Annotated in this window: 17 protein-coding genes; 9 read left to right on the top strand and 8 right to left on the bottom strand. The window is 61.3% G+C overall.

Going from position 1 to position 19,355, the window contains the following annotated elements:
- Both ACKPCU_RS06190 and ACKPCU_RS06185 read left to right on the top strand, forming a co-directional pair.
- Entirely contained in the window at nucleotides 1-495 is a 495-nt protein-coding gene (locus tag ACKPCU_RS06190; RefSeq protein ID WP_104739038.1) for an RDD family protein, read from the top strand.
- 118 nt (nucleotides 496-613) lie between these two features.
- The gene (locus tag ACKPCU_RS06185; protein ID WP_321350712.1) at nucleotides 614-2,704 is read left to right on the top strand and encodes a hypothetical protein; all 2,091 of its coding nucleotides are present in this window, start codon (nucleotides 614-616) and stop codon (nucleotides 2,702-2,704) included.
- Nucleotides 2,705-2,740: 36 nt separating this feature from the next.
- Here ACKPCU_RS06185 and ACKPCU_RS06180 read toward each other — a convergent pair whose 3' ends face one another.
- The 4 genes from ACKPCU_RS06180 to lptF form a co-directional block, all read right to left on the bottom strand.
- Entirely contained in the window at nucleotides 2,741-3,412 is a 672-nt protein-coding gene (locus tag ACKPCU_RS06180) for a response regulator (RefSeq protein ID WP_104739037.1), read from the bottom strand.
- The gene (locus ACKPCU_RS06175; RefSeq protein ID WP_321350709.1) at nucleotides 3,409-5,607 is read right to left on the bottom strand and encodes a sensor histidine kinase; all 2,199 of its coding nucleotides are present in this window, start codon (nucleotides 5,605-5,607) and stop codon (nucleotides 3,409-3,411) included. The genes ACKPCU_RS06180 and ACKPCU_RS06175 overlap by 4 nt, the downstream gene beginning before the upstream one ends.
- Nucleotides 5,608-5,697: 90 nt before the next feature.
- A complete protein-coding gene (lptG, locus tag ACKPCU_RS06170) occupies nucleotides 5,698-6,759 on the bottom strand; it encodes an LPS export ABC transporter permease LptG (RefSeq protein WP_104739035.1) in 1,062 nt (353 codons plus the stop codon).
- The gene (gene lptF / locus ACKPCU_RS06165; protein ID WP_104739034.1) at nucleotides 6,746-7,849 is read right to left on the bottom strand and encodes an LPS export ABC transporter permease LptF; all 1,104 of its coding nucleotides are present in this window, start codon (nucleotides 7,847-7,849) and stop codon (nucleotides 6,746-6,748) included. Before lptF ends, lptG begins: the two co-directional genes overlap by 14 nt.
- Nucleotides 7,850-8,000: 151 nt before the next feature.
- On the opposite strand from lptF, the gene ACKPCU_RS06160 reads away from it, so the two are divergent.
- The 5 genes from ACKPCU_RS06160 (at nucleotide 8,001) to yejK (ending at nucleotide 14,690) form a co-directional block, all read left to right on the top strand.
- Nucleotides 8,001-9,494, top strand: a complete 1,494-nt coding sequence (locus tag ACKPCU_RS06160) for a leucyl aminopeptidase (RefSeq protein ID WP_321350705.1) — start codon at nucleotides 8,001-8,003, stop codon at nucleotides 9,492-9,494.
- Between the two features lie 95 nt (nucleotides 9,495-9,589).
- Entirely contained in the window at nucleotides 9,590-10,021 is a 432-nt protein-coding gene (locus tag ACKPCU_RS06155; protein ID WP_321350703.1) for a DNA polymerase III subunit chi, read from the top strand.
- A gap of 3 nt (nucleotides 10,022-10,024) precedes the next feature.
- The gene (locus ACKPCU_RS06150) at nucleotides 10,025-10,516 is read left to right on the top strand and encodes a hypothetical protein (RefSeq protein ID WP_321350701.1); all 492 of its coding nucleotides are present in this window, start codon (nucleotides 10,025-10,027) and stop codon (nucleotides 10,514-10,516) included.
- Between the two features lie 185 nt (nucleotides 10,517-10,701).
- Nucleotides 10,702-13,620 carry a valine--tRNA ligase gene (locus ACKPCU_RS06145; RefSeq protein ID WP_321350699.1) on the top strand — a complete coding sequence of 973 codons (2,919 nt, stop codon included), beginning with the start codon at nucleotides 10,702-10,704 and terminating at the stop codon, nucleotides 13,618-13,620.
- A gap of 62 nt (nucleotides 13,621-13,682) precedes the next feature.
- Nucleotides 13,683-14,690, top strand: a complete 1,008-nt coding sequence (yejK, locus tag ACKPCU_RS06140) for a nucleoid-associated protein YejK (protein WP_104739029.1) — start codon at nucleotides 13,683-13,685, stop codon at nucleotides 14,688-14,690.
- Nucleotides 14,691-14,707: 17 nt separating this feature from the next.
- On the opposite strand, the gene ACKPCU_RS06135 is transcribed toward yejK, so the two are convergent.
- Nucleotides 14,708-15,469: an ABC transporter permease gene (locus tag ACKPCU_RS06135; protein WP_088273194.1), complete on the bottom strand. Its 762-nt coding sequence runs from the start codon at nucleotides 15,467-15,469 to the stop codon at nucleotides 14,708-14,710.
- The gene (locus ACKPCU_RS06130; RefSeq protein ID WP_321350695.1) at nucleotides 15,466-16,425 is read right to left on the bottom strand and encodes an ABC transporter ATP-binding protein; all 960 of its coding nucleotides are present in this window, start codon (nucleotides 16,423-16,425) and stop codon (nucleotides 15,466-15,468) included. Before ACKPCU_RS06130 ends, ACKPCU_RS06135 begins: the two co-directional genes overlap by 4 nt.
- 210 nt (nucleotides 16,426-16,635) lie before the next feature.
- Here ACKPCU_RS06130 and ACKPCU_RS06125 point away from each other — a divergent pair, with 210 nt between their 5' ends.
- A complete protein-coding gene (locus tag ACKPCU_RS06125) occupies nucleotides 16,636-17,376 on the top strand; it encodes a hypothetical protein (protein ID WP_321350694.1) in 741 nt (246 codons plus the stop codon).
- A gap of 59 nt (nucleotides 17,377-17,435) precedes the next feature.
- Here the strand turns inward: ACKPCU_RS06125 and ACKPCU_RS06120 are convergent, their stop codons facing one another.
- The gene (locus ACKPCU_RS06120) at nucleotides 17,436-18,371 is read right to left on the bottom strand and encodes a glutathione S-transferase family protein (RefSeq protein ID WP_321350692.1); all 936 of its coding nucleotides are present in this window, start codon (nucleotides 18,369-18,371) and stop codon (nucleotides 17,436-17,438) included.
- Nucleotides 18,372-18,425: 54 nt separating this feature from the next.
- Nucleotides 18,426-18,737, bottom strand: a complete 312-nt coding sequence (locus ACKPCU_RS06115; protein WP_104739024.1) for a GIY-YIG nuclease family protein — start codon at nucleotides 18,735-18,737, stop codon at nucleotides 18,426-18,428.
- A gap of 31 nt (nucleotides 18,738-18,768) precedes the next feature.
- Here ACKPCU_RS06115 and ACKPCU_RS06110 point away from each other — a divergent pair, with 31 nt between their 5' ends.
- Nucleotides 18,769-19,251 (top strand): asparaginase domain-containing protein, encoded by a 483-nt coding sequence (locus ACKPCU_RS06110; RefSeq protein WP_104739023.1) that lies wholly within the window; start codon nucleotides 18,769-18,771, stop codon nucleotides 19,249-19,251.
- The last annotated feature ends 104 nt before the right edge of the window (nucleotides 19,252-19,355 follow it).

Below are 19,355 nucleotides of genomic sequence, written 5' to 3'. Positions count from 1 at the left end.
ATGGCCGTCAAACAACTACAGCCGGTTGGCGATTTCCCGCCGACCGGGCTCTTCCGCCGGCTGTTCGCCGCTGGCTACGATCTGTTGCTGCTACTCGCGGCGCTGATGGTCGCGACCCTGATCTATCTCAGCGTGCATATCTGGATCAGCGGTGAAGCGGTGGCTCACGCCGAGGCCGAACAGGGCGCCTACGTCGGCGACCCAATCCTCACCTTGATCGTGATAGCCATCACCATCGGTTTCTACAGCTGGTTCTGGACCAAGAAGGGGCAGTCCCTGGGCATGCAAGCGTGGCGTATTCGCCTGCAGCAATCAGACGGCAGCTCGATCACCGGTCGCCAGGCGCTGATCCGTCTGGCGGTGGCACAGCTGTCCTGGCTTTGCGCTGGGCTCGGCTTTCTCTGGCAACTATGGGACCGCGAGTCTCGCAGCTGGCACGACATCGCCTCCGGCACCCGCCTGATCACCCTGCCCAAGGGCACTTTCAAAGACTGACCCATGCGTACCCAGTTCTGGGTACGCTGATGGCAAATACCCATTATTGGGTACGACACTGCTCCTGCCCCCCTCCTACAGTCCCGCCTGCGATCACTCACATCAAGGGACTATCTGCATGCATACATTCAGGACCTGGCCGCTGGCTGTTGCCATCTCATCTGCCCTTACCCTCACCGCCTGTGGCGGCGGAGGTGGTGGCGGTAATGGCGGCGGAAATACTGCGGCGACAACCACATTCAACCTGAGCGTCGGCACACCCACCACCGTCACAGCCACCCCGGTTACTGCCCAGGAGCGCCTGGCTGCCGCGCTGATAGACTTTCTCATCACACCCGCACTGGCCCAGACGTTTGATGAGCTGGACCCGGGTACCTTCCGGGTGCTAACCATCAATGCCGACGGTACCACCAGCGAATTGATCAATGGCGAGGACTTTTCCGCGCAGGGCAGCGGCGGGACATATACCCTCGAGCTACCCTTTAGCAGCCGTTTCAATAGCTACGTGGAAGTCCCGCTGCCGGGCAACATCGTCTATCAGGTCCCGACCACCCGCACCGATTTGCTGGCCAATCCGCTGACAACCTTCGTCACCCAGCAGATTGCCAGCCGGGTGGCACAGTTCGACCAACTGACGCTGGAAGAAGTCGACGACATCATCGCCACCGTCATCGAAATGGCCGCAGACCCGCAGGTGCAAGCCCAGCTGGAACAGGCCATCAACACCAGTTCCAGTACCGAACAACTGCTTGCTGCGGTGGGAGAGCAACTGTCCGCCAGCATCGAGCAGGCGCTGGACGACAAAGCCGCACCACCCCTTACCAGCGCGCAGACCAACGCAGCGTCTGGCGACTACTACAGCTCCTCCATCACCATCGGCGGCTTTTCCGACCAGGCCTCAGGCCTGTTGGTTGGCGGCTTCAGCACCGACGATATTGCCTTGAGTGTCAGCAGCGGTACCGGCAGCTACGGGGTTGCTGCCAACGGCGACTTTGACTTCGAAATCATCAGTTCGCTCGGCCCCTACGCCGGAACCAGCGCCCGCGCTGAACTCGACGACGAGGCCAGCGGCGGCAGCTTCCCGGTCGACAGCAGAGGTTTCACTTTCCCGGAAAGCGAAGATTTCGGCCCTTACGAGAAAGGCAGTGACAACGTGCTGACCTGTGAGACCGTCAACGCCGCCTGCACAGACCGGGAATATCAGGCTGGCAGCCGCACCACCGCCGCCGGCTCGGCCAACGCACCATTCAACACGCTGGTCAGCACCGGCTTTTTCACCCGAGACGTCCGAGACGCCGGGAACGTACAATTGCTTCAGGTGTTCAACGGCGACATTGGCCTGTTGATCAAGAAATCGACCAGCACCCCGCCACTGGATGGACATTATGGCTCGGTTGAGCTGCTGACCGCCGGGGGAGGCCACGCTCTGGACCTTGAGGTCTACACTACCGAGCTGCAGTTCAACAACGCGACCGGCGTCGCTTACTGCGAAAAGGCGCTGCGCTGGATGGAGCTCGAACTCGACACCCTTAGCAGCGAATCTGATATCGAGCACACTGCCGACTGCCTGGACTCCGGCAGCAACCCGGTTGAGCTGGGGAGTGACGGCGCGCTAGACGTCGACCTGGGGTTGACCGGCTGGTTGTCGCCAGATGGGCTGACGCTGGTTACCAGCCTCGAAGAACCGATGGACCGGCAGACGCTGCTGGGTCAGCAGGAAACACACCTGCAGACCGACAACGGCCTGCGCCAGTATGTGATGGCCGTTAAGACGGCACAGAACGCCGATCTCAGCAACCGCCAGTACCGTATGGTCGCAGTAGGGCTGTTGAGCGAGTACGGCGCCGTGGTCGAACCACACCGACTGAACGCAGGCTACCTGAGCTTCGACGGTCAGGGTCAGGCCAGCCTGTCGACCGCCTGGATGTGGCAGAGCATCGACGGCAACGGCTTTGGCAACGCCTCACTAAACGACCAGGTGCGCTTTGAGTTCAGCGCTGAGGATATTGAGCTGGACGCCAACAGCGGTGGGCTGTCACTCAATACCAGCGTGAACACTGGTAGCGATACCACCCTGTTCAGCGCCGACGGCTGGGTACAGGAAGGTGGCCAGCTGATCATCCTTGGCTACGATGTGCAGCTCACCGGTTCGGTTGACGCCAGCATGCTGGGCGTAATGATTGGTGTCTGCACCAACTGCGACCAGTAAGCAGATGCCGCCGGGCCTTGCGCCCGGCGGCACCCTTCAATTAAGCAACCCCATCCGAATGGCTTCCTGCACCGCTTGGGCACGGCTGCTGATTCCGAGCTTGGCGTAAATGTTTTTGATGTGCTTGGCGGCGGTGTGATAACTCACACCCAGCATATCGGCCGCCTCCGCCGTCTTGTATCCATTACCGATGACCAGCAGAAACTCGCGCTCACGGGCGCTGAGACAATCAGCCGCCTCCTCGTCGGCCGGATCACGCCGCGCTGTTTCGGCGGCCGCACCGCTGGGCAGTTGCTGAAAATACCCCAGCATGCGCTGGGCAATTTGCGGTGACAGCGGCGGAATTCCGCGTACGATTCCCTGCAGTGCAAGCGCAATCTGCTGCTGAGAGTCTTCCTTGAGCAAGTAGCCATTAGCTCCCGCCTGCAGCGCCGGAAACAGGTGCATGTCATCATCGTACATGGTGGCGACCACCAACTGCGCCGCTGGATAGCGTTGCCGGCAGCCCGCAATGAAGTCGACCCCAGATCCATCCGGCAGCTGCAGATCGACCAGACACAGCGCCGGCTCTTCCTGCTCAAGAGCTGCCAGTGCCGAATCCAGCCGGGCATACAGCTGAATGCCTGCCTCTGGCCAGGCCAGTCTGACCGCCTCGCTCAACCACACCTGCGCGTCACGCAAATCTTCCAGAATCATGACTCTGTTCATGTTCGCCCGCCCCCTCCCATCGGGACCTCACAGTGCACAGCCAAGCCACCCTGCAGTGGCGACCAGAGCGCCACCTCTCCGCCCAGCTCCTCACAGCGCTGGCGGATACCCGCCAGCCCCAGGCCATCCAGCCCGTCCAGTACAGCAGCCGCCAGTCCACGGCCGTTATCGGCGTACTCCAATGCCAACCGCCCCGCTGTCATCCTTAAGCTGACCGTGATTGACGTTGCCCCGGCATGCCGAAAGCTGTTCGACAGGCACTCGCGCAGCACGCGCGACAGGTTACGCTCCAAGCGCGGACTCAGCAGGTAGCTGCCGATATCCGGGGCCAGCTCCATGCTTAGTTCCACGCCGAACAATGTGCAGCGCTCACGCGCTTCGGCGTGCCAGCGTGAATAGCTCTGCAGCAGCGGCACCTCGCTTTTCTGCAGCCCCTGAATGACCTCACGCAGCTCACCGAGGCACTCTCGGGCCAGACGCTGCAACCGCTCATCGCCCTGGGCGCGATAGACCACTGACAGCAGGCGCGCCCCCACATCATCGTGCAGGTCACGCGCTACTCGCCGACGTTCACTGATCACGCCATTCTGGAAGGACTGGTGATAGTCGCGCGCATAACGAAACAGGGTCAGGGCTTGTACACTGAACTGCAGATCACGCGGGTTGAACAGGCGTCGGCCGCCAGCGGCATAACTGAGCAAATAGCTTCCCTGCGAAGCTACCGCAGGCACCGCCATGCGCAACCCGTTGTCACGCAATTGTGGCGTATCTATCCGTTCGCTCGACGACTCGCAGCTCAGTGGATGGTAGATATCCTGCAGCGCCTGCCCCCATTGCTCGGCAACCGGCCGCTGGTACTCGAACGCCTGCTGCAGGATCGCCGGTAAACGCTTGTGCAGCGTCTCGGGTGCATCACGGGGTGACAGCCAGTTCATCATGCTGTTGCGCAGCGGCAGGTAAACCCAGCCGACCAGCGCCAGCGACATCAAAACGCCGATGCTGGTCTGCAGATCCAGCAGCAGCACCAGACTGGCGTCAATCGCGACAAACACGATCCCGAAGGCAAACCAGAACCACGCCATCAGTATCCAGCGGTCCAGATCAAACAAGCGGTAGCGGACAATACCCAGCGCAATGCCCAGGTAGCTGACAACAAACAGCCCCCAGGCATACTGCTGAGGTATGAGTGGCAGGAAACCCATTACCTGTGGCGCAATCACTGCACCAAGGTATCCCACTGCGCCGGTAAACCAGGCCACCAGCATCCATTTCAGGCGCGCCCGCTCAACCGGCTCAAACCGGGTCCGCTGCCATTGCAGAAAGGCAAAAACGAAGTCGACTATCAACCAGACTAGCAGCGGATAACGGGCCGCCAGATCCAGGTTCGGCCACCACTGAAGCCAGTTTCCGATCAGGGTCAGCAGCACCAGCGGCAGCATCAGGTACTCGAATGCCAGCCGCCCCAGCCTGACCGGGTAGTACCAGAACAGCGTGGTTCCCATACCCGCGAACAGCATGGCACCGGCTTGATTAAGCCTCGATAGCAGCAGGAACCAGTCCGGCGCGAGCGTGAGTTCACGGCTGGTGTAGATCGCGCTAGCCGTCATCGCCACAGCAACCACCAGACCTGCCATGGCGTAGAGTTGAGGCCCGCGTTCGGTGTTGACGAAAGCCCAGGCGGCAACGCCCATCAGCAGCACGGCGAGGGCGCAAGCCATCTGATACCAGAACGACAGCGGTAGCGCGCCAATACCGCGCAGCGGTGCGGGTGTCAGCGCAAGCCAGCGCGGTGGCGGTGGCTGCCCCTTGAGCACATACGGCTGTACCAGCACCTCAAGCCCTTCACCGTGAATGATCTGCCAGAGGGCTTCATGGCGCTGAAAGAAACGGTTGTAGGTCGCATACTCGACAGCATCGTCGGGCTCGGCAACGGCGTCCCAGCCTTCCAGCGCCATCAGTCCTGCACTGCTACGCAGGGCCAGCACAAGATCTCCCGGTGTTATCTGCTGTGCCAGCAGGCTTCGCTCATCAACCGAGCGGACAGCCACGCCGCTGGCCGCAGATCCAACAGAAAAGCCCAGCCCGGGCTGGCTTGAGGCGACATGAATGGCGAGAAGAAACAACAACAGTGCAATCGCCAGTCCGGCGGACAGCACACTGGATGGAGGTGTTTCCTTGAGCATTGGACGGAGCAACCCTGCTTACCTGTCGGGACAACTGCTTCGGCCCAAGCATGCCTGAGCCACAGCTGGTGGTCATCCCCCAATTGCGTCAAAGGGCCAGCGTCACCCGGCCCTGCGCAACAGATAGCTCCCCAACAGCACCAGCACCAGGATCGGCAGTAGTACAGCGATCAACGGCGAAAAGCCGAACACCAGACTGGATGGCCCCAGCAGGTCCTGACCAATCTGGAAAACAAAGCCCACCAACACCCCGGTAAACAAGCGCTGGCCCATAGTCACAGAGCGCAACGGACCAAAGACGAAAGACACCGCCACAAAAACCAGCGCAGCGGTTGCCAGCGGCTGGAACAGCTTCTTCCAAAACGCCAGCCAGTAGGGCTGATTGTCCAGCCCTTGGTCGGCCAGATACTTCTGGTAATGCCAGATCCCGGTAAGCGGCAGAGCGTCGGCGTCCAGCACCACCACCTTGAGCAACTCAGGTGACAGATGAATGCTCCAGCGCTCCTGCAGATTAACCGTCACGGTACTCTCACCCGATTCGGCAAAGTGGGTGGAGCGAACGTCTTCCATCAACCAGTCATCTTCCTGTACCGAGGCGCGACTGGCAAAACTGGCATCCAGCAGGCGGCGCTGGTCGTCAAAGCGATAGCGGGTAACGCCGTACAGAACGCCATTGGGCTGGACCGCGTTGATGTGCAAAAAATCATTGCCCTCACGGTGCCAGAGCCCCTTGGACTTGAGCGCTTCGTTACTGCCCACCGCGATTGCCTTGCGGCTGGCGGCCATGTTCTCGCTGTAGGGCGCAACATACTCGCCCACCAGCACACCCAGCAGCATCAATACCAGCAACGGCTTCATGACCGAAAAGGTAATGCGCGCGATGGACACGCCAGCGGCGCGCATGATGGTCAGCTCGGAGTTGCTCGCCAGTGTACCCAACCCGACCAGACAGCCGACCAGCGCGGCCAGCGGCAGCAGGTCATGCACCCGGCGTGGCAACGACAGCAGCGTATAGCTCAGGGCCTGGGCCGCGCCATAGCCACCCTTGAGTTCGTCCAGTTCGTTGATGTAGGCAAACAGCAGATCCAGCCCGAGAATCACAGCCAGCACTACCAGGATGCTCAGCAGTACCGCACTGCCGATATGTCGATCAAGCCGCCGCATGCGCACCTCCCTGGGCACGGCTGGGCGCAGTCAACGCCCGCCAGTTGAATCCCAGCCCTATCAGCAGGAACAAACCATGCACCCACCACAGACCGATCTGCGGCGACAGCTTGCCCGACTCGATCCAGCCGCGAGCACTGATCAGCAACGCCAGATAGGCCATATACAGCAGAATCGCCGGTAGCAGCTTAAGGAATCGTCCCTGGCGCGGATTTACCCGCGCCAGCGGCACAGCGAAGAAAGCCACAATCGGCACCAGCAGCGGAATAGCAATGCGCCACTGCAACTCGGCACGCTCATCAAGCCCGTCTTCGCTCAGCAGTTGAGTCGTGCTCATCGCTTCGCGATCACTGACTTCGGTCTGCACTTCCGGCTTGGGCAGCAACACACCGTAGGTGTCATAGGAAATACTGCGAAAATTGGCCGCACCGGGCTGACCTTCGTAACGGAAACCGTTTTTCAGCACCAGATAGCGACTGCCATCCGGATTCAGCTCCTGGGTACCGGACTCGGCCACCAGCACCCCCAGTACCGCGTCTTCGCCCTGGCCGCGGCGCTCGGTGATGAAAACGTCCTGCAATTCGGTACGGTCATCCGACAACCCGCCCGCGTAGGTTACCCGCTGGCCGCTGCCGAGCGCTTGGAAACGGCCGGCAGAGAGTGTGTCGAATTCGGTCAGAGCATCCTGCTGATTGAGCAACTGTTGGGTTTTCAGCACCCCGGCCGGAGCGCCCCAAAAACTCAGCAACGCGACCAGCAGCGCAACCAGCAGCGCCGGTCCCTGGGTATAGGCCAGCAGCTTGCGGTCGCTCATCCCGGTCGCCGAGAGCACCGTCATCTCGCTGTCGAGATACAATCGCCCGTATGCCAGCAGGATGCCGAGGAACAGCCCAAGCGGCAGGATCAGCACCAGAAAGCCGGGCATCCGATAGGCCATGATGGAGAACAGCACCGCTGCGTCGAGCTGACCGGCGGCGGCCTGCGCCAGATACTTGATGAAGCGCCCACTGACGATAATCAGTAGCAGTACACCGCTCACCGCCGTCAGGGTCAGCAGCACCTCGCGACTCAGATAACGAAAAACAATCACGGATAAGGTCCTTGGCTCCGGGGTCTTTAAGGGGCTGCACGAATAGGCCAGAATGCAGGACTGACATGTCTGCCAGCAGCAGCCCGACAGACACCCACGGGAATTTGCCCGTATTATCAGCCAATCATCTCGATTTGTCTTGGGGAGTACCATGGAGTTCAACGTAAAGCACGGCGCACTGGAAACCATCAAATGCGGCTGTCTGGTTGTCGCGGTCAACGAAGGCAAGACCCTGAGCGGCCCGGCCGCTGATCTGGACAAGGTCTGCGGCGGGCAATTGAGTGCCGCGCTGAAGAATGGTGACCTCAGCGGCAAGAGCGGCAGCAGCCTGATGCTGTTTGCCCTCCCCGGCGTCGCCGCCCAGCGCGTGCTGCTGCTCGGCAGCGGCAAGGAAGAAGCACTGAGCGATCGCGCCTGGCGCAAGCTGGTGCAACAGGCCCTGACAGCAGTCAAGGCCGGGCCGGCGACCGACGCCGTGTTTGCGCTCAACGCCAGCGGCGTGAAGAACCGCACCACCGCCGAGCAAACCCGCCTGCTGGTCGAAGCCTGCTACGACAACCTCTACGGCTTTGACCAATTCAAGAGTAAGAAGGCCGATAAGCCGAAGCTGAAAAAGCTCAGCCTGTGGGCAGCCGACAAGGCCGATGCCGACGCGCTCAAGCAAGCCATTGCCGAAGGTACTGCCATCAGTGACGGCATGTCATTGACCCGCGACCTGGGCAACCTGCCGGGCAACGTCTGCACTCCCACCTACCTGGCCAACCAGGCCAAGGCGCTGGCGAAGGCGCACAAGGGGCTCGAAGTCGAAGTGCTCGACGAGAAAGCCATGAAAGCCCTCGGCATGGGCGCCCTGCTGGCAGTCAGCGCCGGGAGTGCCGAACCGGCCAAACTGATCCGCATCAGCTACAACGGCGGCAAGGCCAAGGACAAGCCACACGTTCTGGTCGGCAAGGGCATCACCTTCGACACCGGCGGCATCAGCATCAAGCCAGCCGCGACCATGGACGAAATGAAATACGACATGTGCGGCGCGGCAACCGTACTCGGCGTGGTCAAGGCGGTCGCCAGCCTGCAGCTGCCGATCAATCTGGTTGGCCTGATTGCCTCGGCCGAGAACATGCCGAGCGGCACCGCGACACGCCCCGGCGACATCGTCACCAGCATGTCCGGCCAGACCATCGAGATTCTCAACACCGACGCCGAAGGCCGTCTGGTGCTGTGCGACGCACTGACCTACGCCGAACGCTTCAAGCCCGCCAGCGTAGTCGACATCGCCACCCTGACCGGTGCCTGCATCGTCGCCCTTGGCAGCAACGCCTCCGGCCTGATGGGCAACAACGACGAGCTGATCGCTCAGTTGCTGGATGCCGGCACCCGCGCGGGCGACCGCGCCTGGCAATTGCCGCTGTTTGAGGAATACCAGGAGCAGCTCGACAGCCCGTTTGCCGACATGGCCAACATCGGCGGCCCGAAGGCCGGCACCATCACCGCCGGTTGTTTCCTGTCGCGCTACGCCAAGGCCTACCCGTGGGCGCACCTGGATATTGCCGGCACCGCCTGGATCAGCGGCGGCAAGGACAAAGGCGCCACCGGCCGGCCGGTTCCGCTGTTGATGCAATATCTGCTTTCTCAGGCTGGCGCCTGATAAAGCAGTCGCAAACTGCAAGCGACAAGCCTCAAGCCGACCTGGTGTTGTGGTTTTAGCTTGCAGCTTGCCGCTTAAGGCTTGAAGCTACCGTTATGACCCGCATCGACTTCTACCTGCTATCCAGCGATCAGCCGGACACCCGGCTGGCATACGCTTGCCGCCTGGCTCAAAAGGCCTGGCACAAGGGCCACCGGGTGTATCTGCACTGCCCGGACGAGGCCATTACCCGTCAGGTCGACGACCTGCTCTGGTCATTCCGACGCGAGGCTTTTGTGCCCCATGTGGTGCTGGGCGAAGGCCCGGAAGAGCCAGTCGCCTGTGGCTGGGCCGACCAACCCGGCAGCTACAACGATCTGCTGATCAACCTCTCGGACCAACCGCCAGCGTTCTTCAGCCGCTTCCAGCGTATGGCTGAGATCGTCATCGAACACGACCCGGTGCGGCTACCGGCGCGGGACCGCTTCCGTTTGTACCGTGAACGGGGCTATCCTCTGAATTCACACCCCATTCGCACAGCAGGATGAATGATGAAGCAGCGCGATCCCTCGGAGCCATCACGGCTGCTGGAAGATCTGGAGTCCATCCGTACGCTGCTGGATGAGCACCCGGAAGCACCATCAGGAGACCAGGCGGCTGATGGCCAACTGGACATCCCGCTGCTGCAGGACGTGATCATCAACCCGAATGAAGCACCGTTGAGCGCGCTCGACTCCACCGAACAGCCAACCCCCCAGGCACCGCTAAGCAAATCGCATAACCCATTCCTGCCCTATGCCTCGCTGGCCCGGCTGGCTGAAGAACGTATGCAGCTAGACCAGTTGCTGACCCAGCCGACGCCAAGCCAACCAGTGCCCGCCACCAGCAGTGCCCGTGAGATGCGACTGGAAGCCCGGCTGCAGTCCGAAGCCCAACTACTGCTGCAGGAAGTGATCGACGATCTGATCCCAACCATCGAGGCAGAACTGCGCAAACGCATGCAGGGCCGACTGCAACAGATCATCCGCGAGCAGCTCAAGTAAGCCGCTGATTTCCGCGTCAGAGCCGCAGTTAGCCGCTCACTGGTAATTATTCCTCGCTTCACGCGCCCGACGGGCTGGGCCTTGATCGCCTCAGCCCGCTATAATGGCGGCTTTTCCTGCGCGCTCGACGCCTGCCGCGTCTCCAGCGCCTGCCACTCCTGAACAGCCGGATAGCCACGACACCCATGGACAAGACTTACCAGCCCCACGCCATCGAAACTTCCTGGTACCAGACCTGGGAGCAGAACAACTACTTTGCCCCCCAGGGCTCGGGCGAGTCCTACACCATTGCCCTGCCGCCGCCAAACGTGACCGGCAGCCTGCACATGGGCCACGGCTTCAACAACGCGATCATGGATGCGCTGATCCGCTTCCGCCGCATGCAAGGCCGCAACACCCTGTGGCAACCGGGCACCGACCACGCCGGTATCGCCACCCAGATGGTGGTCGAGCGCCAGCTGGCCGCACAGGGCGTCAACCGCCACGATCTGGGCCGCGAGAAGTTCCTTGAAAAGGTCTGGGAGTGGAAAGAAGAGTCCGGCGGAAACATTACTCGCCAGATTCGCCGACTGGGCAGTTCGGTCGACTGGAGCCGCGAGCGCTTCACCATGGACGACGGCCTGTCCGAGGCGGTCAAGGAAGCCTTCGTGCGCCTGCATGAAGACGGTCTGATCTACCGCGGCAAACGTCTGGTCAACTGGGATCCGAAACTGCACACCGCGATTTCCGATCTGGAAGTGGAAAACCACGACGAGCAGGGCTCACTGTGGAACCTGCGCTACCCGCTGGCTGACGGTGCTACCACCGCTGATGGCAAGACCTACCTGATCGTCGCCACCACGCGCCCGGAAACCATGCTGGGTGACAGCGCCGTTGCGGTTAACCCGGAAGACGAACGCTATCAGGCGCTGATCGGCAAGTTCGTCGAGCTGCCTCTGGTGGGCCGCCGCATCCCGATCATCGCCGACGACTACTGCGACCCGGAGTTCGGCACCGGCTGCGTGAAGATGACCCCCGCCCACGACTTCAACGACTACGAAGTCGGCAAGCGCCACAGCCTGCCGCTGATCAACGTCCTCGACCAAAACGCCGCCGTACTAGCCCGCGCCCAGGTGTTCAACATCGACGGCAGCGTCAACAACGAGATCGACGCCACCCTGCCCGAGGCCTACGCCGGCATGGACCGCTTCGAGGCGCGCAAGAAGATCGTCGAGGACTTCGATGCCCTTGGCCTGCTCGAGAAGATCGAGCCGCACGCCCTCAAGGTGCCCAAAGGCGACCGCTCCGGCGTGGTCATCGAGCCGTGGCTGACCGACCAGTGGTACGTCTCCACCAAGCCGCTGGCCGAGCCGGCGATTGCCGCCGTCGAAGACGGCCGCATCCAGTTTGTGCCCAAGCAATACGAGAACATGTACTTCAGCTGGATGCGTGACATTCAGGACTGGTGCATCTCCCGTCAGCTGTGGTGGGGCCACCGCATCCCGGCCTGGTACGACGCCGCTGGCAACGTCTACGTTGGACGTGACGAAGAGGAAGCCTATCGCAAGGCGCTGGAAGCCAACGACCGTGAAGCGGAAGCCGAGCTGCCGACCCTGGAGGAACTCAAGAGTGCCGCCTCGGCCTGCGGTCTGGGCTTGCTGCGTCAGGATGAAGACGTGCTCGACACCTGGTTCAGCTCCGGCCTGTGGACCTTCTCCACCCTCGGCTGGCCGGAACAGACAGAAGCACTGAAAACCTTCCACCCGACCGACGTACTGGTGACCGGTTTCGACATCATCTTCTTCTGGGTGGCCCGCATGATCATGCTGACCATGCACCTGATGAAGCATGACGACGGCACGGCGCAGATCCCGTTCAAGACCGTCTACGTGCACGGTCTGGTGCGCGACGGTCAGGGCCAGAAGATGTCCAAGTCCAAGGGCAACGTGCTCGACCCGCTGGACATCATCGATGGCATCGACCTCGAATCACTGGTCAAGAAACGCACCAGCGGCATGATGCAGCCCAAGCTGGCGGCCAAGATCGAAAAGCAGACCCGCGCTGAATTCCCGGACGGTATCGCCGCCTACGGTACCGACGCGCTGCGCTTCACCAACTGCTCGCTGGCCTCCACCGGCCGCGACATCAAGTTCGACATGGGCCGCGTCGAAGGCTACCGCAACTTCTGCAACAAGATCTGGAACGCTGCGCGTTACGTGATGATGCAGTGTGAAGACAAGGACTGCGGCGCCGCTGGCGAAACCGTCGAGCTGACGCTGGCTGACCGCTGGATCATCTCCCAGCTGCAGCGCACCGAAGCCGAAGTCACCCGCCAGCTGGACCAGTTCCGCTTCGACCTGGCCGCCAACGCGCTCTACGAGTTCATCTGGAACCAGTACTGCGACTGGTATCTGGAACTGTCCAAGCCGGTGCTGTGGGACGAGAACGCTCCGGCCGAGCGCCAGCGCGGCACCCGTCGCACCCTGGTGCGCGTACTGGAAGCGGCCCTGCGCCTGGCCCATCCGTTCATGCCCTTCATCACTGAGGAAATCTGGCAGCGTATCGCGCCGCTGGCAGGCAAGAGCGGCCCGACCATCATGCTGCAGCCGTGGCCGGAAGCGGACAACAGCCGCATCGACGCCGGCGCCGAGGGCGATGCCGAGTGGCTGAAATCGCTGATTCTGGGTGTGCGCAACATCCGCGGCGAGATGAACGTGGCGCCTGGCAAAGAGCTGGAAGTCATGCTGCGCAAGGCCAGCGACGAAGATATTCGCCGCCTGACGGAAAACGAAGCCTTCCTGAAGAAGCTGGCCAAGCTGTCCAGCGTGCAGGTGCTGGCGGAGAATGAAGAAGCGCCGCTGGCCGCGACCGCACTGGTCGGCGAACTGGAAGTGCTGGTGCCGATGGCCGGCCTGATCGACAAGACCGCCGAGCTGGCGCGTCTGGACAAGGAAATCGGCCGCCTCGACGGCGAGGTCAAACGGATTGGCGGCAAGCTGTCCAACGCCGGCTTCGTCGACAAGGCTCCGGCTGCGGTGATCGACAAAGAGCGCGCCAAGCTGGCCGACGCAGAACAGGCCCTCACCCAGCTGAGCGAGCAGCGCGCCCGTATTGCCAGCCTGTAACCCCACCTGACCCTGCCGCTCACCGAGCGGCAGGGTCGCCCTGAGTGATTGCGGACCGTCCCATGCCCATCGACAACAGCATCGTTCATCAGATTCACAAGAAGCCCGACGGCCAACCGGCCAGCCTGACCCTGCGTGACGCCGAGCTGGCCAGCTCCGAAGCACTGGAGCAACTGCTGGCCGGTCTGATTGAGGCTTACAACAGCAAGCCGAACAAGGCCTGGGGCTACTTCCACGAGGAAAGCGGCGCCTACCCGTTCAGCGGCTGGCTGCAGCAGTTGGTGGATCAGGAGCTGGACTTCGTGCGCTTCTCCAGTCAGGCGACCGAGCACCTCAAGACCCTGATGGAAGGCTCCAATCTGGCGCTCGGCGGCCACGTGCTGTTCATCCGCTACCGTCAGGGCATGACCGCGTTTCTGGTCATCGCCCTGCTGCACCACACCGAAGGCGTCACCGTAACCGATGAGCTGGATGTGGCTGCTGCCCGTCACCTGGACCTGTCCAGTCTGAACATGGCGGCACGCATCAACCTGACCGAGTGGAAGCAGAACGCCAGCGCGAAGAACTATATCTCGTTTATTCGCGGCCGCAGCGGCAAGCGGGTGTCGGACTACTTCCGCGACTTCATCGGCTGCGTGGAAGGCTCAAACCCGGAAGAAGACACCAACACCCTGCTGCAGGCCTTCAGCGACTACGTCGGCGAAGCCTCCCTTGAGCCCGAGCTGGTCAAGGACAAGGCCAAGGCGATGAGCAGCTACGTCAACAGCCAGAGCCGTGCCGGTGAGCAGGTCGCACTGGAAGAACTGTCGGGCGTGATCGACGAAGAGCATCCCCGCGCCTTCTACGACTACATCCGCAACAAGGACTACGGCCTGAATCCGGAGATGCCCGCCGACAAGCGCGCAATCAACAATTTCATGCGCTACTACGGCAAGGCCGATGGCTTGTCGATCAGCTTTGAGTCACACCTGCTTGGCGAGCGGGTGGAGTACGACGAAAGCGAAGACGCCCTGGTTATCCGCCACCCGCCCAAGGGGCTGGTACAGCAACTGCGCAACAAGCGGCGCTGAGCGCCGCTTGCCTCACCTCAGGGCTTGATCCGATATCCGGTGCGGAAGATCCACCAGACCGCAGTGGTGCACAGGGTCAGAAACACCAGCGTCATCCCTACGCTCACGCCAATGTGCACATCAGCCGCGCCGTAGAAGCTCCAGCGGAAACCGCTGATCAGATACACCACCGGGTTGAACAGCGTCACCGTCTGCCAGAATGGCGGCAGCATGGTGATCGAGTAAAAGCTGCCACCCAGAAACGCCAGCGGCGTCACAATCATCAGCGGGATGATCTGCAGCTTCTCGAAACCATCCGCCCAGACGCCAATGATGAAACCGAACAGACTGAAGGTCACCGCCGTCAGGATCAGAAAGCCGAGCATCCAGACCGGGTGCTGGATTTCGTAATCGACAAACAACCGTGCCGTAAGCAGTACGAGCAAGCCGAGCAGTACCGACTTGGTCGCAGCCGCGCCGACATAACCGACGACTATTTCAACCGGCGATACCGGCGCCGAAAGCACTTCGTAGATGGTGCCGGTAAAGCGCGGCATGTAGATGCCGAACGAGGCGTTGGAGATGCTCTCGTTCAGCAGCATCAGCATGATCAGACCCGGAATGATGAAGGCACCATAGCTGACCCCGTCCACCTCGGTCATGCGCGTACCGATTGCAGCACCGAACACGATGAAATACAGCGAGGTCGAGATTACCGGCGAGGCGATACTCTGCAGCCGGGTACGCATCATCCGCGCCATTTCCGACAGATAGATCGCCTTTACCCCATACAGATTCATGCCGATTCTCCCGCTGCCTGTTGATCCGTCTGCGCCCGGCTATGAACGAGGCCAACAAAGATGTCCTCCAGCGAGCTTTGGCTCGAATGCAGGTCACGCACCTCGATCCCCAACTGGTCGATGCGCTTGAGCAGCTCCGCAATGCCGCTTTGCTCAGCCTTGGCATCAAAGGTATACACCAGCGCATAGCCCTGTTCACCGAGCGCCAGTGGATAGCCGGTCAGCGCTTCGGGCACCGCCTCCAGCGGCTGCTGCAGCTGCAAGGTCAGCTGGCGAGTACCTAACTGCTGCATCAGGGTGTTCTTGTCTTCGGTGAGAATCAGCTCGCCCTGACGAATCACCCCAATACGGTCGGCCATCTCCTCGGCTTCTTCGATGTAGTGGGTGGTGAGGATGATGGTTACCCCACGCTCCTGCAGCCGGCGCACCATGTTCCACATATCGCGCCGCAGCTCGACATCAACGCCGGCGGTCGGCTCGTCGAGGAACAGCACCTCAGGCTCATGGGCCAGCGCCTTGGCAATCAGCACCCGACGCTTCATGCCGCCAGACAGCGCCATGATCCGTTCGTCACGCTTATCCCACAGCGACAGCTCGCGCAGGATCTGCTCCAGCAGCGCGTCATTGCGCGGTTTGCCAAACAGACCACGACTGAGGCGGACCGTTGCCCAGACGCTGTCGAACATGTTGTTGGTCAGTTCCTGCGGTACCAGGCCTATTCGACTGCGTGCCTTGCGATACTCACGCACGTTGTCATACCCGTCGACCAGCACTTGGCCGCTGCTGGCGTTAACCAGGCCGCAGATGATGCTGATCATGGTGGTTTTGCCTGCTCCATTGGGTCCGAGCAGGGCGAAAATCTCGCCGCGCCGGATGCTCAGACTGACACCCTTGAGCGCCCGAAACCCGGTCTCGTAGGTCTTGGTCAGGTTGTCTACAACGATGATGCTGTCCACACGCCCCCCAACAATCATGACTCGAATAGATCACTACGCCATTTTCGCAGCGCACCCAGCGGTCAGACAGCATACGCCGATCTGCCCATGCACGCAGCCGCCCGGCACCTTGCCGTTGACCTGTCGGTGATCCTGAACTAAACCTTTTCCACAGCGATGGTGATCCTTTGCCCCCATCATCAAAAGAACAATAAATGGGAGGAACAGGCCGTGTTTAACCTGTTGCTGGTGGTCCTGTTTGTACCTCTGATCGCAATCAACGTGATCGGTCCGTGGCTGGTTATGCGCACCCAGCGAATTCCTGCCAGGGTCCGCTTCAGCGATACCGACCGCGAATGCTTCCTCGCCGAACGCGGCGACGTCTTCCAGCAACTCGATGAACAGCTGCAGGAACTGCAGTTTGCCCACGTAGGCTCTTCCGCTCTGCCTTCCAGCCACACGGTCAGCCACTTTTCACTGTACGTTCACCCGCGGGATCAGGCGGCGGCCATGCTGGTCACTATGACCAGCGGGAAGCGACGGGTAACCTACGCCGAGTTCACTCAACTGTACGCCGACGGCAGTTTGCTGGATGTGCACAACGCGCCTACCTTGTCGTCATACCCGAGCATGCCATGCCGTCTGGGCGTCCGTCTGAGCGAGGTCAACAACCTGAAACTGCTGTTTGGCACCCTGCAGCGGTTGCGCAAACGACTACCCAACTCGGCGCCCGCAATCCCCTACCCCAGCGATCAGGGCTTTCAGCCGATCGAGGCGTTCATCGCCCGCGAGTCAGATGAGCTGGTTCGACTCGGCTACTGCAAACCCGAAATAGACGATCAGGGCAGGCGTGCTTTGACACTGAAGGGTGCACTGTTCCTGACTTGGAAGAACGCCCTGCCGGGCAAGCTGATCTTTAACCTGCTGGAGCAGCGCCACACCCGGCTCCTGCTGGCCGGCTCACACCCGTAGGCCGGAGACGATACTGCTCATAAGGATTGGCGGCGTGACAAGCACGCCGCACGCAAGGATCAGACCGCGCGAATACGGAACCCGAACCGGGGGAAGTGGACGTGCACCAGACCCGCGCGCTCGTCTTCGCGGGCAATGATAATCTCTTCCTCACCCTCGAACACCAGCGTACCTGAGACTTCATCCGTGCCGTAATCAACGGCACTGACGGTCACTACCTGACCGGTTTCGAAGCCACCGGGACTGGCAATCGCATCCGCTGGCAGTGCTGCCGGCGCGCTGTCGCGAGCAATGACAATGGCCTGCTCACCAGCCATCTCCGTGTGTGAGCCATGACCAAAGTCAGCCACTCGCTGCATCCAAGCGCGCACCGCAGGGTAGGGTTCAAGCGCCGCAGCAACAGCACGGTTGCTGGCAACAAACCAGAGTGCATGGTAATGGGCAAAGTCAGCGACGCTGGCGTGCTCGCCGAGCAGGAAGTCGCCATCGCGCTCCAGCTGCAGCTCCAACCGCGACAGCAGTGCCGGCCATTGGCTAAGAGCCACTTCAGTCTCCAGTCGGCTTGCCGTGCCGCCGCTGAACAGTTTCTGGCGGTCTGCCACAAACGCCTTGACCACCTGCTCTGGCAGGCCGGCAAAGCGCTCGGCTAACCCCTGCGGCTGGAAGTTGATCGCAACCGCGTGCTGAAACAACACCTGATCGGCCACCTGAGCCAGACCGGCGGCAGCAGCTTCCTGCCCCTCGGGGAACAGCGCCGGACCGGCCTTCTCCTGCTCCAGGCGGCGGGCGATAAGCGCAGTATCACAGTAGATATCAGCGCCGATTTGCAGAACGGGAGTGCGACGATAACCACCGGTCAGTGCTGTCAGGTCCGGTTTTGGCATCACTGGCGGAATCATCACCGAGTGCCAGGACAAGCCTTTGAACCCCAGCATCAGGCGTGCCTTTTCGGCAAAGGGAGATTGCGGGTAATGGTGCAGAATCAGATCAGTCATGACAGCTCTCCGGCAAATTGAGCAGCCACTTTAGACCCGCAAGCGGCGCGCTGACTAGTCTCTCGCCGCAGTTGATGAAGGTTCATCCAACTGACTGATGAGCCGCTCCTTGGCCTTGCGCGTGAGCGCCTTGATGGCGATTTCCTGCCGCAGCGCATCGCCGTGGTCGGCACACTCGCGGCGCCACACCAATGCCGCCGCCGGGCTGCGATTAAAAAACCTCGCACCCTTGCCGCGCTGGTGCTGGGCAAAACGGCGCTGCGGATCAACGCTGATCCCGGTATAGAGGTGACCATTCTCGGCGCGCACCATATACACCCACCAGGTCCGCATCGGCGCGGTACACTGTTCAATATCAGCAGACATGTGCAGACAGACTCATCAGCAAGGAAACAGGATGTTTATTCAAATTTTCTCTACCGGTGGAACCATCGACAAGGTCTACTTCGACGCTCTCAGCGACTTTCAGATTGGTGAGCCGATGGCGACGGACATTCTGCAGCAGGCCCGCGTCGGTTTTGAGTACAGCGTCGAATCGCTGACCCGCAAGGACAGCCTGGAGCTGACCGATGCCGATCGAGACCTGATTCACGCCAAAGTCGCCGCCTGCCCCTACGAGCATATCCTCATTACCCACGGCACCGACACCATGACGGTAACCGGCGCCGCACTGGCCGATATCGACGACAAGGTCATCGTACTCACCGGAGCCATGCAGCCCGCGCGCTTTCGGGACACCGATGCCAGCTTCAACCTCGGCCTGGCAGTCGGCGCGCTCAACTGCCTGCCCCACGGAGTCTATGTCGCCATGAGCGGCAAGGTGTTTCCAGTCGACCAGGTCCGCAAGAACCGGCTGGCCGGACGGTTTGAGGGGCGATGATAGCTGCAAGCCTCAAGCTGCAAGCAAAAAACCGTGCGAGGCAGACCTTGGCTGTAATCAAAACATCATTGGGTAACAGCACCAGCTGAGAACCCAAACCAAAG

The organism is Halopseudomonas oceani (assembly GCF_963677335.1).
Taxonomy (GTDB): Bacteria; Pseudomonadota; Gammaproteobacteria; order Pseudomonadales; family Pseudomonadaceae; genus Halopseudomonas; species Halopseudomonas oceani.
This window is presented reverse-complemented; position numbering and strand designations above follow the sequence as displayed.

Bases quoted from the DNA above. Each gene is read 5' to 3' on its own strand.
- yejK (WP_104739029.1), top strand. From the start codon at position 13,683: ATGCCCATCGACAACAGCATCGTTCATCAGATTCACAAGAAGCCCGAC.
- ACKPCU_RS06155 (WP_321350703.1), top strand. From the start codon at position 9,590: ATGACCCGCATCGACTTCTACCTGCTATCCAGCGATCAGCCGGACACC.
- ACKPCU_RS06115 (WP_104739024.1), bottom strand. From the start codon at position 18,737: ATGTCTGCTGATATTGAACAGTGTACCGCGCCGATGCGGACCTGGTGG.
- ACKPCU_RS06160 (WP_321350705.1), top strand. From the start codon at position 8,001: ATGGAGTTCAACGTAAAGCACGGCGCACTGGAAACCATCAAATGCGGC.
- ACKPCU_RS06120 (WP_321350692.1), bottom strand. From the start codon at position 18,371: ATGACTGATCTGATTCTGCACCATTACCCGCAATCTCCCTTTGCCGAA.
- ACKPCU_RS06135 (WP_088273194.1), bottom strand. From the start codon at position 15,469: ATGAATCTGTATGGGGTAAAGGCGATCTATCTGTCGGAAATGGCGCGG.
- ACKPCU_RS06185 (WP_321350712.1), top strand. From the start codon at position 614: ATGCATACATTCAGGACCTGGCCGCTGGCTGTTGCCATCTCATCTGCC.
- ACKPCU_RS06180 (WP_104739037.1), bottom strand. From the start codon at position 3,412: ATGAACAGAGTCATGATTCTGGAAGATTTGCGTGACGCGCAGGTGTGG.
- ACKPCU_RS06110 (WP_104739023.1), top strand. From the start codon at position 18,769: ATGTTTATTCAAATTTTCTCTACCGGTGGAACCATCGACAAGGTCTAC.
- lptG (WP_104739035.1), bottom strand. From the start codon at position 6,759: ATGCGGCGGCTTGATCGACATATCGGCAGTGCGGTACTGCTGAGCATC.
- ACKPCU_RS06150 (WP_321350701.1), top strand. From the start codon at position 10,025: ATGAAGCAGCGCGATCCCTCGGAGCCATCACGGCTGCTGGAAGATCTG.
- ACKPCU_RS06190 (WP_104739038.1), top strand. From the start codon at position 1: ATGGCCGTCAAACAACTACAGCCGGTTGGCGATTTCCCGCCGACCGGG.
- ACKPCU_RS06145 (WP_321350699.1), top strand. From the start codon at position 10,702: ATGGACAAGACTTACCAGCCCCACGCCATCGAAACTTCCTGGTACCAG.